This is a genomic window from Burkholderia sp. Ac-20365 (assembly GCF_017104715.1).
GTDB lineage: Bacteria > Pseudomonadota > Gammaproteobacteria > Burkholderiales > Burkholderiaceae > Paraburkholderia.
Map to the genome: position 1 here is coordinate 21,286 of NZ_JAAGPI010000010.1, position 13,899 is coordinate 35,184.

The following is a 13,899-nucleotide window of genomic DNA, read 5'->3' on the forward strand; positions in this document are numbered from 1 at the left end:
GGCAACGACATCCGTCCGACCAATCGATTCGAACACAGTTCCAGCACGTCCGACACCTGGCCGAACGGCCAGCTTCCAGCAAAGGTCAAACCAGCGTTACGCTGCTCCAGCAGTTTTTACGCTGTTGCGTTACGCTATGCGACCGCGTGCCAGAGAGCGCGCGGGACCCCAAGAATTCGAGGACTTCCATGACCATCTCGATGTTTCAGGCATCCATCCCCGTGCTGATCCGCGGCCTCACGAACCTGCAGGCCATTCTCGGCAAGGGACAGGCGTACGCAGCAGCAAAGCAGATCGATCCCTCCGTGCTGACGGGCGCGCGTCTGTTCCCGGACATGCATCCGCTCGCCCGGCAGGTTCACATCGCGACGGATACCGCCAAGGGTTGCGCGGCGCGTCTGGCCGGCGTCGAAGCACCCAAGTTCGACGACGTCGAGTTCACATTCGATGAACTGCACGCGCGCATTCAGAAAACGATCGATTATCTGAAGGAGTTCAACGCCGCTCAGATCGACGGCTCGGAGACGCGTGAGGTGACGCTGAAGATGCGCAGCGGCGCGGTCGAGTTCAGCGGCCTGTCTTACCTGCTCGGCTTCGCGATGCCGAACTTCTACTTCCACATTACGACGGCCTACGACATCCTGCGTCATAACGGCGTCGAACTCGGCAAGCTCGATTTCCTCGGCAAACCGGAATAGCCAGGCGCAACGCAGCGCTCAGCCAAGGCGTCGCGCGAACGTGTTCAGGCAGGTTCGCGCGATGCACGACTCCCGATGTGGGTCCGCGCTCGGTGCGGCGCGGGCCGGAGCAGCATCAGACGCGAGGCTGGAACGCAATGACGCTCATGCCCGCCAGCGTCAGCGCGACGCCCGCGACATCCCACGCGCTCGGACGCACGTGATCGACGCACCATAGCCAGAGAATCGCCACGGCCACGTAGACGCCGCCGTATGCGGCATAGACACGGCCCGCGGCCGTGCCATGAAACGTCAACAGCCATGCGAACAATGCAAGGCTCAACGCGCCCGGCAGCAGCAGCCATGCGGAGCCGCCGTCCTTGAGCCAGCGCCATGGCAGATAGCAGCCGACAATCTCGGCGATCGCGGTCACAACGTAGAGCAACAGGGTTTTCATCGGCAGGTGTCAGGTGATCGGTCGAGGCGCGGCCCCGGTTCAGGCCGTGTAGTCTATCGCCTTTATTGACACAATCACTTGGCTCGCCGCCGGCGCGCCATGCGACATTCACCTTTCACCTTCCATTCACACGATCACGAGCACGCCAGCATGAGTGTCAAATCGCCCTGCATCGACATCTGCAAGTTCGACAGCAAGACCGGCTATTGCGTTGGCTGCCTGCGCACGAAGGAAGAATGCAAAGGCTGGAAGAAGATGAAGGACAAGCACCGCCGCAAGGTCATCGACCAGAAGCCGGAACGTGCGGCGATGATTCGAAAATAAGCACGCGCGGCGCGTTCAGTCGAGCGAAAGGCGCAGCGCAAAGCCGATCAGCGCAGCCGAAAAGGTCCAGCGCTGCAGGGTCTGCGCAAGCGGATGCGCGCGCACCCAGCCGGCAATCCGCGCCGCGCCGATTGCATAGACGGCATCGAAACACGCGCCCAGCGCCACCAGCACGACACCCAGTTCGACCATCTGCCACGCGACGGGCCCCGCTTCCGGTCGCACGAACTGCGGCAACAGTACCGAACAGAACAGCAGCGCCTTCGGGTTCAGCAGGTTCGTGAACAGCCCTTTGACGAAAGCCGTGCGCAGCGCGCCGTCGTCGTCCGTCTGCGTGCCGTTTGCAGGCAGCGCGAACATCGGCGAACGGAAAATCTGCACGGCCACCCAGGCCAGATAGATCGCGCCGCCATAACGCACCACTTCGTAGAGCCACGGTGCATTGCGCAGCAGTGCCGCGACGCCGCACGCGGACAGCGTCACATGGGTTGCACGGGACAAGCCAAGGCCGACGGCCGCCGCGAAACCGTTACGCGCGCCGCGCCCGATGCTCGTCTGCAACACCAGCGCCATGTCCGGACCAGGCAGCGCAAACACCACGACCAGCGCCGTGACATACATGACCAGAAGATGAGCGGAAATCATGGGAAACCTCATATATCGAGGCACTCATGATGCACTCTGATTGAGAGCGAATACTGGCGATTATCGACCGCCCATCCATCATAGTTAGCGGATTGCCCTAAAATAAGCGAACCGGTTATCACTTTCCCCTCATCCATGAACGAACTCGACAAAACCGACCGCACGATCCTCGCCGCGCTGCAGTCGGACGGCCGCATGTCCAACGCGAAACTGGCCGACACCGTCGGCCTGAGCGAAACGCCGTGCGCCCGGCGCCTCAAGCGGCTCGAGAACGATGGCTACATCGAGCGATATCGCGCGATGCTGTCGCGATCCGCGCTCGGATTCGGTGTGATCTCTTTCGTTTACGTGCGCTTCGCCGTGCACGACCGCGCTACCGCAAACCGCTTCGAGCGCGAAGTGCTGGCAATTCCACGCATCCTGTCGTGCCACAACGTATCGGGCAGCGCCGACTACGTGCTGCAGGTGGTTGCACGCGATCTCGACGATTACGGCACCTTTATGCGCGACGAATTGCGCAGTCTGCCGGGCGTGACATCGGTGGAATCGTCGTTGTCGTTGCGCGAAGTGAAAGCGAATGGTGGCTTGCCTTTGATCTGAAGGCGCAACGCCGCGCGCGAAATACGCGGCGAGTCATGGCATAGTGAGCGCCTCGCCGACACGGCACGATGAATCACGGAGCATTGGCATGGACCACGCAGAGGCGCGAGCCGAAGAATCCCGCGCGATGGAGCGCGTTCTGAACGCAACGAAACAGGTGCAGACGGCGTTTGCCGCGCTGCAATCGCAATTCCCGCCGGCGGGCAGCGGCAAACCTTCGCAAATCGCCCTGCAGACCTTCGACGCCGCGCTGCAGGAACTCGAAGACGCTCAATCCGCTTTCGATACGTTGCTCAACGATCTGCTTGACGGCAATCGTTGAGCGGACTACACGCCGGGCGTTGATGACGTCTGGCGTCACGCGCGGCCTGGGCAGGTCCCACTGGCCGGGCGCCATCACGCGGAGAAGGCTGGGAATCGATAAAAACAGACAGTTAGTTGCGATTTAAGGTTACATCCGTCATCACTAAACTGAATCCCGATGGATTCAGTAAATAAATTTCAGAAATACGTCCCCCGCCGCTAAGCTGGTTTCACCTCTTCCACGGTGAAACATGCGATGGCGGAACTCTATCTGGTGCGGCACGGCCAGGCGTCGCTGGGCGCCGACGACTACGACCAGTTGTCGGAAGTCGGCGAGCAGCAAGGCGTCTGGCTCGGCGAATACTTTGCGCAGCGCGATATCACGTTCGATCGCGTGATGACCGGCACGCTGCGCCGCCATGCGCAGACTGCCGATGCGATCCGTCGCGGCCTCGATACGCTGCCCACGGAAACCGGGATCCATCCCGGCCTCGACGAATACGATTTCCACGCACTCTTTCGCGCGCTCGGCGAGCAACACGCGGCGCTGGCCGAACGTGCGACGCGTAGCCCGCGCGATTTTTTCAAGGCCTTGCGCGAAGTGCTGCATCTGTGGACGGAAGGCGCGCTCGATGGCCGCGCGCCGGAGAGCTGGCAAGCATTCCAGCAACGCGTCGCCGATGCGCGCGCCGCGATCCAGCAAGGCGACGGACAGCGCGTGCTGGTCGTCAGTTCGGGCGGCGTAATTGCCGCGCTGACGCAGCAGGTCCTGCAGGCGCCCGCGGCGACGGCGATCGCGCTCAACATGCAGGTTCGCAATAGCAGCGTCAGTCATTACTTCTTCAATCGCGACACGCTGCATCTGTCGAGCTTCAACGGCATTGGCCATCTCGACGATCCTCAGCGGCGCGCCTTTCAGACCTATGGCTAACTCATCGATGACCCAGCACGACACCGCGCTCGATCCCGAACGCCTCGCGCAGTATCTGGAGCAGCATGTCGCGGACTTTCGCGGCCCGCTGCGCGCGACGAAGTTTGCAGGCGGACAGTCCAATCCGACTTATCTGCTCGACGCCCAAAGCGGCCGCTACGTCTTGCGCCGCCAGCCGCCGGGCAACTTGCTGAAATCGGCGCATGCCGTCGATCGCGAATTCCGCGTGCTAAGCGCGCTCGCCGACACGCCCGTGCCCGTCGCGCGTGCGTGGCATCTGTGCGAGGACCGCGATGTCATCGGCAGCATGTTCTACGTGATGAGTTACGAGGAAGGCCGCATCTTCTGGAACCCGGCGCTGCCCGAGATTGACCGCGACGCGCGTCGCGACTACTACACGTCGATCGTGTCGACGCTCGCGGCGCTGCACGACGTCGATCCGCAAGCGGTGGGACTCGCCGACTATGGACGCGCGGGCAATTACTTCGAGCGTCAGATCGGCGTATGGACGAAGCAATACCGCGCCGCCGAAACGCAACGCATCGACGCAATGGAAGTGCTGATCGACTGGTTGCCCGCGCACTGCCCTGCCGATGCCATGGACGCGTCGCTCGTGCACGGCGACTTCCGCATCGACAACCTGATCTTTGCGAGCGACGCACCGCGCGTGCGCGCGATCCTCGACTGGGAATTGTCGACGCTCGGCAATCCACTCGCCGATCTCGCCTATTTCTGCATGTGCTTGCGCTTGCCGGCGCAAGGGCACATTACGGGTTTGCGTGGACAGGACCGCACTGCGCTCGGCGTGCCTGACGAAGAAGAGATCATCGCAAAGTACTGCGCACTGCGCGGCCTGCCTGCCATCGACAACTGGCCGTTCTATCTGGCGTTCAGTTTCTTCCGGCTCGCTTCGATTGCCCAAGGAGTGAAAGCGCGCGCGATGCAGGGCAATGCATCGAGTGCCGACGCGCACGCGGTTGGCGCGATGGTCGAGCCGCTTGCGCAACTCGCGGTCGAAGTGATCGCGTGAGATTCAAACACACTTACTTATTCGACAAGAACATGAAGGAGACGACATTGAGCACGAACCTATTCGATCTGACCGGCCGTATTGCGCTCGTCACGGGCGCTAGCCGCGGCATCGGTGAAGCGATTGCGAAGCTGCTCGCCGGGCAGGGCGCGCACGTGATCGTATCGAGCCGCAAGCTCGACGAATGCGAGCACGTGGCGGCGAATATCCGCGCCACTGGCGGAAGTGCCGAAGCGTTCGCGTGTCACGTGGGACGCATGGAGGATATTGAAGCGACGTTTGTGCATATTCGCGAGAAGCATGGGCGGCTCGACATTCTCGTGAATAACGCGGCGGCGAATCCTTATTTCGGGCACATCCTCGATACGGATCTTGCTGCTTATAACAAGACTGTTGAAGTGAATGTTCGCGGGTATTTCTTTATGTCGGTTGAAGCGGGCAAGTTGATGAAGGAGCGAGGACGCGGTGCGATTGTGAATACGGCGTCTGTCAATGCGCTGCAGCCGGGTGATATGCAAGGGATCTATTCGATTACCAAGGCAGCGGTCGTCAATATGACGAAGGCGTTTGCCAAAGAGTGCGGACCGCTTGGGATTCGTGTGAATGCGCTTTTGCCAGGATTGACGAAGACTAAATTTGCTGGCGCGTTGTTTGAGAACAAGGAGATCTATGAGCACTGGATCGAGAACATCCCGTTGCGCAGGCATGGTGAGCCATCTGAAATGGCTGGGACCGTGCTCTATCTTGTCTCCGATGCGGCTAGTTATACCAATGGGGAATGTATTGTTGTTGATGGCGGTTTGACGATTTAGGTTTTTTCTTGTCTGCGACGCTTGGTTTGGTTTGCTGGTGTTGTTGCTGGCATCCGCGTTTTGTTATCGGTTCTTCATGCGTTGCCCCTGTGCGGGGCGGCACCTACTTTTCTTTGCCGCGGCAAAGAAAAGTAGGCAAAAGAAAGCCGCTAACACCGCCAGCCCTTGTTCTTGCCTGAGGGCCCCCAACGATTCTTATCCTTCAAACGACATCACACTATTTCATTACCCGTTGCCAACGCTTCGAATTGACGCATCACCCGCTTCAATCACCTGTAGCGCCGCCAGCGGTAGCGAATGGTTGATGCCGCCCAGGTGGCAAACTGTGTGTCGGTCGTAGTGCTCCACACCTCAGCGCTTCTACGACACCGATCGTGTTTTTCAGTCCGGAGTGAAGTGCATACGGCGCGACAGCCTACACACCGTTTGCCGCTATAGAACGCGCGCAATTCGACAACGCGTGCGGTGACGCGGGAGTGTGAAGCGGGTGATGAGCCAATTCGAAGCGTTGGCAACGGGCAGCGACTGGCAGAACGCCGTTTGAAGCGGAGGAACCGTTGGGGGCCCTCAGGCGGAGGTCAAGTACGGGCGGTGTTAGCCCGCTTTCTTTGCTTACTTTCTTTGCGGCGGCAAAGAAAGTAAGTGCCGCCCCGCACAGGGGCGACGCGTGAACAAGGCAAAACAAATCGCGGATGCCAGCGAAAACAAAACCAAACCACACCAACGTCAAAGACAAAACCCAAACAAAGGAACACACACATCATGAACTTCGGCTACACAAAAAAAGTAGAAGACTTACGCGTACGCGTAAAAACCTTCATGGACAAGGAAATAGTCCCCCGCCACGCCCAGTGGCTAAGAGAAGTGCATGCGGGCAATTTCCCGCCATCCTTCATGGAAGAACTAAAAGCGAAAGCAAAAGCGGAGGGCCTCTGGAACCTCTTCCTGCCGCATCTGAAAGACGACGAACCCGGCACCCGCCTGACGAACCTCGAATACGCGCCACTGGCAGAAATCATGGGCCGAATCTCCTGGGCCCCGGAAGTCTTCAACTGCAACGCGCCGGACACCGGCAACATGGAACTACTCCACATGTTCGCCACGCCCGCGCAACGCGAAAAATGGCTCAACCCCTTGCTGGAAGGCAAAATCCGCTCAGCCTTCGCGATGACCGAACCCGACGTTCCGTCGTCGGATGCCACCAACATCACCACATCGATACGCCGCGACGGCGACGACTACGTGATCAATGGCCGCAAATGGTTCATCACGAACGCAGCACATCCGGACTGCAAGATCTTCATCGTGATGGGCAAGACGAACCCGGACGCGGAAACGCATCAGCAACAAAGCATGATCCTCGTGCCCGCACAAACGCCCGGCGTGAAAGTGATCCGCAACATCCCGGTGATGAATCACATCTCGCCCGAAGGCCACTGCGAAATCACATTCACCAACGTGCGCGTGCCCGCCACGAATCTGCTCGGCGAAGAAGGCAGCGGCTTCGCGCTCGCTCAGGCGCGTCTCGGCCCGGGTCGCATCCATCACTGCATGCGCTCGATCGGCGCAGCCGAGCTCGCGCTCGAACTGATGATCGAACGCTCGCAGGAACGCAAGACCTTCGGCAAGTATCTGCATCAGCACGGCACAGTCGGTGAATGGATCGCGAAGTCGCGCATCGAGATCGATCAGGCCCGCCTGCTCGTGCTCAAGACGGCGTGGCTCATCGATGAAGTGGGCGCGAAGGCTGCGCGCAAGGAAATTTCGATGATCAAGGCGCTCATCCCGCAACTGCATACGACCGTCTGCGATCGCGCGATGCAGGTGTTCGGCGCAATGGGCCTGAGCCCCGATACGCCGCTCGCCGATCACTGGACCTGGGGCCGCGCGCTGCGTTACGCGGATGGCCCCGACGAAGTGCACCTGCAAGCCATCGCACGCATGGAGATCGCGCAAGGCAAGGAGACACTGGGCGCAGCCGCTGCGTACATGACCGCGCCGCCGCGCGACTAGCCGCGTCGGCATGCGTGGACGCGTCGTGAGTGTCGTCGGCCTCGTTACGCGGTCCGTCTATTATGATGTCGGGCCGTGCAACCATGGCATGGGACTGGAGACTGTGCGATGCGTCCACCAAAGCTCGATCTGAACCTCTTCGTCGTATTCGAAGCGATCTACGACAAACGCAATCTGACGCGCGCGGCCGAAATGCTGTTCATCACGCAGCCCGCCGTCAGTAATGCGCTCGCGCGCATGCGCAAGGCGTTCGACGATCCTCTCTTCGTCAGCACGCCGTCGGGCATGGTGCCGACGCCGCTGTCCGAGAACATCATCGGCCGGGTGCGCGAAGCGCTGCAATTGCTGGAGACGAGCGCCACGGAAGGCGACGTGTTCGTGCCCGCCGCGTCCGAACGCACCTTTCGCCTGAGTATGCCCGACCTGACGGAGGCAATCCTGCTGCCCGCGCTCGGCGAAGTGCTGCAGCAACAGGCGCCTGGGATGCGCATCGAAAGTTATTTCACGCCGCGCAGCGAAGTGGCCGCCGCGCTCGCGACGGGCAAGATCGATTTCGCGATCGACGTGCCGCTCATCGACGATCCTCAACTGCATCAGATGCCGCTCGGCAGCGACCGTTACGCATGCATGCTGCGCCACGATCATCCGTTCGCAAGCGACACGCTGACCATGGACGACTATCTCGCGCTTGGCCACATTCAGGTGTCGAGCCGCCGCCAGGGCAGCGGTCTCGTCGATGCCGAGCTGAGCAAGCTCGGCAGGCGCCGGCAGATGCAGATGCGCGTCCAGCATTACATGGTCGCGCCGCTCATCGCGCTGCGCACCGATCTCGCGCTGACGGCACCCGTGCAACTGCTGCAACGCTACGACGCGCGCATTCTCGAACTGCCGTTCCCGCTCGCGCGGCTCGAATGGCATCTGTACTGGCATCGCAGCGGCGAACAGGATCAGGCGAACCGCTGGGTGCGCGGCGAAGTCATCCGGTTGATGGCGGAGATGTCGGGGCAGGCGGCCGGTTAGAAGGACAACTGCAAGGCAAAAACGGCGGCAGCAACATCTGGTAAGGAACGGCCTGTTTTCACGGCTGTTCGCCGTATTGGAAATGGCCGCTTGCGGCGATCATCGCTCGAATCCAAAGGCCCGCGTGCGCGTTGCGGGATGACCTGAGCGAATCATCGACGCAGAGAAAGACGTGAATACCTTGTTCGCACGAACAGTGCTGTTATCGGTGGCGATGTTGCTGACCGTGCATCTCGGTTATCGGCTGATCGAGTCCGTTTCTTTAATCGCCGACGACGCCCCTTTTAGTGCGCCGCCCGCAGGCGCGTCGTGCGCTGCGACCGAGGACACCGTCCTCGACGCCAGCGACACCACAGGCATCGGCCCCGCGCTGTCCATCCGCCCGCGCCTCGTCGATCTCGGCGCGCCCGTCGCGCCGAGGCTGCGCACGGCCGTGTGGAGCGCCGCTCCGATGTCCACGTCGATGAGCGCGCTCGTGCTGGCCGACACAAGCTCTCCCGATACATGGGACGAGACGCCCTTCTATCTCGCTTACGACCCGCGCTTTGCGCCGCTCATCCTGTCGCTGCCTGCCGCGTTGATCGCGCTGTGCGCGTACTGGTTCTGCCAGACGCGGCGCAACCTGTGCGAGCTCGCGCAGATGGCGCGCGACGCGGAACCCGGCAGCGCCGCGCTGCGCGCACCCGATCGCGGCGCAGGCGATGTGCGCCGCGTGGCGCGCGCGCTGAACGATCTGATGGGCCGTCACAGCCAGGCACTCGACGAACAGTCGACCGCGCTCGCCGCGTTTTCGCGGCAGATCGATGCGCGCGTCGCCCGGCTGCGCGCACGGGCGTTGAACGTCGCGCAATGGCACAAGCGTGTTGGTTTTATCGAAGATATCGATCTGTTCTCGAACGTCGCGCGGCAGTTCGTCGATATCGCAGGTCGCGGCGAGACGCAGGCGGCGCACGTATGCGTCGATGCGTGGCTGCGCGACCGCTTCGTGCACGGCGCGACGCTCGACGACACGAAAATCGTGCTGCGGCTCAATGCCGGCGCGGACTTCACGCTGCCGCGCAACGCGCTGGAGCGCCTCGTCGGCAATCTGGTCGGCAATGCGCTCGCGCACGGCGCGCCGCCCATCGAAATCTGCACGACACGCGGCCTGCGCACGTGGATGCTGAGCGTGCGCGATCATGGCAAGGGCATCAGCGAAAACGACCTTGCCGCGGCGACGAGGCCGTTCATGCGGCTGGCGTCGAACGAATCGAACGAGTCAAACGAAAGGCGCGACGAAGTGCACAACGGGCTCGACGAACACTGGGGACTCGGGCTGACGATCGTCGGCCGGCTCGCACAGCGTTGCGGCGCGAAACTCAAGCTCGGCAATCATCCCGAAGGCGGACTGTGGGCGCGCGTGATCGTGTCGATGCACAAGGCGCGCTTGCACTGAATCCGCGATTATTCCGGTCGAACACGAAAGGACTAAGGCTCTCTTAAGGACATGCCTACTAGTCTGTGGCCTTTGCGCCGCGCGGCTGCCCACAGCAGCCATGCCGCCGCGCCTCCGGTCCACTCTCTTTCGCGCCCGACCCCAATGGATAAAGCCAAAAACGCTGTCGCCAAGGTTCCCGAACTGACCATCGCCTTCTGGCTCATCAAGATCGCCGCCACCACGCTCGGCGAGACGGGCGGCGATGCTGCGTCGATGTCGATGAATCTCGGCTATCTCGTCAGCACGATCATCTTCGCCGTCATTTTCCTCGTCGCCGTGATCGCGCAGATCAAGGCGGACCGCTTCAATCCCGTGCTGTACTGGGTCACGATCATCGCGACGACCACAGTCGGCACCACACTCGCCGACTTCGCCGACCGCTCGCTCGGCATCGGCTACGCGGGCGGCAGCGCGCTGCTGCTGTGCCTGCTGATTGCGTCGCTGATCATCTGGTATTGGGCGATGGGGTCGGTGTCCGTCACGACCGTGTCGTCCGCCAAAGCCGAAATGTTCTACTGGGTGACGATAATGTTCTCCCAGACGCTGGGCACCGCGCTCGGCGACTGGACCGCCGACACCCAGGGCCTCGGTTACGCGGGTGCGGCGCTGATTTTCGGCGGCCTGCTGCTCGCGCTCGTCATCGCGTACTACGCGACGCGGACTCCGCGCACGCTGCTGTTCTGGGCCGCTTTTATCCTGACGCGCCCGCTCGGCGCGGTGGTCGGTGATTTTCTCGACAAGCCGGTCGACCACGGCGGCCTGGCGCTGAGCCGGTACGGCGCATCGATTGCGCTCGTGCTGTTCATTCTGGTTTGCGGGACGGTTTTCCGGCAGCGACCGGCACAGGTCTCGCACTAGCTAGCGGGTCAAGGCGCGGGCGGCCCGCGCTGTTCAGTTCGTGTCGGTGCGTGTGTGCGTGCAATCGTCCGGGCGATGCTTGCTGCCCCGCTCGGCCATCGGCACCTTGCAGTTGTCGACGCGCTGGTCGTCGCTGGCCTTGTCGCCCAGGCGCTCCTTGAGCGTTTTGGGCTCGCTTGCCGCGGCATCGACGGCGCTGGCCGCTTGCGCCGTTATCGCACTGCCCGCCGCCAAGAAAACGATAAAAGCGGCACACGCACTCGCGACGGCAGACATTGACGGCATCACGCGCACTCCTCTAGCTGTTGCCCAATCTTAGTTCACGCGGTAGCCGGGAAGATTGCTTACCAATTCTTCCGCGCGCATTCACCTCGTCCCTACCCCATTTCCCAATCCACAACGCTAACCCTACGAAAAACAAGGGAATCGCTTTCAAATGATATTGATTCGCATTACAATCGCGCCCGCCGTTGGAACAACATTTCGTAACATTTACGGAAGGATCGCTCCGCGCGCGCTCACGCTCGCAGAGCGGACCAGGCGCGGCATCCTCCGGGACCAGAACCAGGACACTCGGAATCATGGCCTTTGCCGCCCGCCGGAGCATCGACTCAGTCAGCAAGCTCCACTGTTTTGCGGCCGTCGCCGCACTCGCCTTTCTCACGCTGCCTGACTGCGCGTCGGCGCAGGACGAGCAAAACGAGCAGGACAAACCCGCCGCCGCTGCATCGAACGCATCGGATAGCAAGACGACCACGCTCGATTCGATCACCGTGTCCGGCGACTGGCTCGGCACCGGCTTGCAGAACAGCGTGAAGACGTTCCCCGGCGCGCGTACCGTGGTCGACAAGGAGCAGATCGAAGCCAGCGGCGCGACCAGCATCGGCGATGTGATGCGCCGCATTCCCGGCGTGCAGTCGACCGACAACTCCGGCACGGCCGGCAGCCAGATCTCGCTGAACATCGGCGTGCGTGGTTTGACGGGGCGCTACACGCCGCGCTCGACGGTGCTGCTCGACGGCATTCCGATGGCCGTTGCGCCGTACGGCCAACCGCAGCTGTCATTCGCGCCGATCAGCCTCGGCAACATCGAAACCATCGACGTCGTGCGCAGCGGCGGCACCGTGCGCTACGGCCCGCAAAACGTGGGCGGCGTGATCAACTTCCGCACGCGCGAGATTCCGGACAAGTCCGGTCTGACAGCCGATGCCTCCGTGCGCGAAAACATCTACACCGCAGGCGGCGGCAGCAACACGCAGTACAACACCTTCCTCGGCACGCAGCTCGACAACGGCCTCGGCGTCGCGCTGCTGTATTCGGGCATGACCGGCCGCGACTGGCGCGACGGCAGCGACGAGCGCGTCAACGATCTCGCGCTCAAATGGCGTTTCGAACTCACGCCGACGTCCGAGCTGTACGGCAAGTTTTCGTACTACGACGTGAAGTCACGCACGCCGGGCGGCCTGACGGTCGCGCAATACAACCAGGACCCGTTCCAGAACACGCGCCCGACCGACTACTGGCAAGGCGAGCGCAAAGCGGTCGAAGTCGGCTATATCAACACGTTCAACGCGAACCAGGAATTCGAAGTCCGCGCGTGGTACAACGAGGCCAACCGCACCAGCGCGCTGATCAACGCAGCCGGCACGCAGCTGCAATACCAGCCGCGCAACTACAACACCACAGGCGTCGAGCCGCGCTTCACACAGCGCTTCACGCTCGGTCCGGTCCAGCAGGACGTGACGGTCGGCTATCGCTACATCCGCGAGCGTGGCGACGACAACAGCTACAACCAGTCGATCGCCACCGGCATCATCGGCCCAACGGCCACCTTCGAAAATTCGACCGATGCGCACGCCGTCTACCTCGACGACCGCATCGCGCTGGGCCGCTGGCGTCTGACGCCTGGCATCCGTTTCGAGCATATCGAATCGACTCGCCGCGACGACACGCTCAAGCAGAACTTCGACACGCTCAACAACAAGGCGCTGCCTGCTGTGAGCCTCGAGTATCTGTGGAACTCGTCGCTGACGCTGTTCACGGATTACAGCGTGTCGTTCGGTCCTGTGCAGAATCTGCAGCTGAACTCGCAGTCGGCGACGAACCCGTTGCAGCCGGAAGTCGCGAAGACTTTCGAAGTCGGTGCGCGCTGGACGAGCAAGCGCATTCACGCGGAAATCACCGCGTTCAACATGCGCTTCGACAACCAGATCCTGCAGGTGCCGGGCGTCGTGCCCGCGACGTTCCAGAACATCGGCGCGACGCATCATCAGGGCATCGAAACCGCGATCGACTACGCGTTCGATGAAGACAGCGTGTTGCGGGGCCTCGATGCGTACGCGAACTTCACGTACACGAAGGCGATCCAGGAATCGGGCGCGACGGCGGGTCTCGATGTGCCGTTCTATTCGCGCATCACCGACACGATGGGTCTGAAGTACGAAACGCACGGCTGGACCTTCAACCTGTCGACGACGCATCAGACTTCGCAGTACTCGGACCTGCAGAACACGGTCAACGAGAACGCTGCAGCGACGACAGGCCGCGTGCCGGGCTTCCGCACGTACAACTTCCAGGCCGACTGGAAGATTCCGAACTGGAAGGGCAGCACGCTGACGGTGGGCCTGAACAACTTCACGGACAAGCGCTACTACACGCGTAACGTCGACGGCAATCCGGGCCGTATGGTCGGCGCGCCGCGCATGGTGTACGTGCAAGGCCACTTCATCTACTGACGATGCAAGCAACCTCG

At 61.9% G+C, this 13,899-nt stretch carries 15 protein-coding genes; 12 read left to right on the top strand and 3 right to left on the bottom strand.

Annotated features, from left to right (window positions below; all coding sequences use genetic code 11):
• Nucleotides 1-188 precede the first annotated feature (188 nt).
• A complete protein-coding gene (locus tag G3O01_RS19050) occupies nt 189-698 on the top strand; it encodes a DUF1993 domain-containing protein (RefSeq protein ID WP_205806683.1) in 510 nt (169 codons plus the stop codon).
• A 115-nt stretch (nt 699-813) separates the two neighbouring features.
• On the opposite strand, the gene G3O01_RS19055 is transcribed toward G3O01_RS19050, so the two are convergent.
• Nucleotides 814-1,134, bottom strand: a complete 321-nt coding sequence (locus tag G3O01_RS19055) for a YnfA family protein (RefSeq protein ID WP_205806684.1) — start codon at nt 1,132-1,134, stop codon at nt 814-816.
• A 150-nt stretch (nt 1,135-1,284) separates the two neighbouring features.
• On the opposite strand from G3O01_RS19055, the gene G3O01_RS19060 reads away from it, so the two are divergent.
• Nucleotides 1,285-1,458: a DUF1289 domain-containing protein gene (locus G3O01_RS19060; protein ID WP_205806685.1), complete on the top strand. Its 174-nt coding sequence runs from the start codon at nt 1,285-1,287 to the stop codon at nt 1,456-1,458.
• A 15-nt stretch (nt 1,459-1,473) separates the two neighbouring features.
• Here G3O01_RS19060 and G3O01_RS19065 read toward each other — a convergent pair whose 3' ends face one another.
• Nucleotides 1,474-2,103 (bottom strand): LysE family translocator, encoded by a 630-nt coding sequence (locus G3O01_RS19065; protein WP_205806686.1) that lies wholly within the window; start codon nt 2,101-2,103, stop codon nt 1,474-1,476.
• Between the two features lie 135 nt (nt 2,104-2,238).
• On the opposite strand from G3O01_RS19065, the gene G3O01_RS19070 reads away from it, so the two are divergent.
• The 9 genes from G3O01_RS19070 to G3O01_RS19110 all read left to right on the top strand — a co-directional run bounded on the left by G3O01_RS19070 (nt 2,239) and on the right by G3O01_RS19110 (nt 11,147).
• The gene (locus tag G3O01_RS19070; protein WP_205806687.1) at nt 2,239-2,703 is read left to right on the top strand and encodes an Lrp/AsnC family transcriptional regulator; all 465 of its coding nucleotides are present in this window, start codon (nt 2,239-2,241) and stop codon (nt 2,701-2,703) included.
• An 88-nt stretch (nt 2,704-2,791) separates the two neighbouring features.
• Complete coding sequence (locus tag G3O01_RS19075; RefSeq protein WP_205806688.1) at nt 2,792-3,025, top strand: hypothetical protein; 234 nt, start codon at nt 2,792-2,794, stop codon at nt 3,023-3,025.
• 237 nt (nt 3,026-3,262) lie between these two features.
• Nucleotides 3,263-3,937, top strand: a complete 675-nt coding sequence (locus G3O01_RS19080; protein WP_205806689.1) for a histidine phosphatase family protein — start codon at nt 3,263-3,265, stop codon at nt 3,935-3,937.
• A 7-nt stretch (nt 3,938-3,944) separates the two neighbouring features.
• A complete protein-coding gene (locus G3O01_RS19085; protein ID WP_205806690.1) occupies nt 3,945-4,967 on the top strand; it encodes a phosphotransferase in 1,023 nt (340 codons plus the stop codon).
• A gap of 47 nt (nt 4,968-5,014) precedes the next feature.
• Nucleotides 5,015-5,779 (top strand): SDR family oxidoreductase, encoded by a 765-nt coding sequence (locus G3O01_RS19090; RefSeq protein ID WP_205806891.1) that lies wholly within the window; start codon nt 5,015-5,017, stop codon nt 5,777-5,779.
• A gap of 762 nt (nt 5,780-6,541) precedes the next feature.
• The gene (locus tag G3O01_RS19095) at nt 6,542-7,792 is read left to right on the top strand and encodes an acyl-CoA dehydrogenase family protein (protein WP_205806691.1); all 1,251 of its coding nucleotides are present in this window, start codon (nt 6,542-6,544) and stop codon (nt 7,790-7,792) included.
• Nucleotides 7,793-7,900: 108 nt separating this feature from the next.
• On the top strand, nt 7,901-8,812 hold the full coding sequence (locus G3O01_RS19100; protein WP_205806692.1) for a LysR family transcriptional regulator: 912 nt from the start codon (nt 7,901-7,903) through the stop codon (nt 8,810-8,812).
• A 172-nt stretch (nt 8,813-8,984) separates the two neighbouring features.
• Nucleotides 8,985-10,247: an ATP-binding protein gene (locus G3O01_RS19105; RefSeq protein ID WP_346779203.1), complete on the top strand. Its 1,263-nt coding sequence runs from the start codon at nt 8,985-8,987 to the stop codon at nt 10,245-10,247.
• A gap of 144 nt (nt 10,248-10,391) precedes the next feature.
• Nucleotides 10,392-11,147 (top strand): hypothetical protein, encoded by a 756-nt coding sequence (locus G3O01_RS19110; protein ID WP_205806693.1) that lies wholly within the window; start codon nt 10,392-10,394, stop codon nt 11,145-11,147.
• A 33-nt stretch (nt 11,148-11,180) separates the two neighbouring features.
• Here G3O01_RS19110 and G3O01_RS19115 read toward each other — a convergent pair whose 3' ends face one another.
• Complete coding sequence (locus G3O01_RS19115; protein WP_205806694.1) at nt 11,181-11,432, bottom strand: hypothetical protein; 252 nt, start codon at nt 11,430-11,432, stop codon at nt 11,181-11,183.
• 296 nt (nt 11,433-11,728) lie between these two features.
• Between G3O01_RS19115 and G3O01_RS19120 the strand changes: the two genes are divergently transcribed.
• Nucleotides 11,729-13,882, top strand: coding sequence for a TonB-dependent siderophore receptor (locus tag G3O01_RS19120; protein WP_205806695.1), 2,154 nt, complete (start codon nt 11,729-11,731; stop codon nt 13,880-13,882).
• The last annotated feature ends 17 nt before the right edge of the window (nt 13,883-13,899 follow it).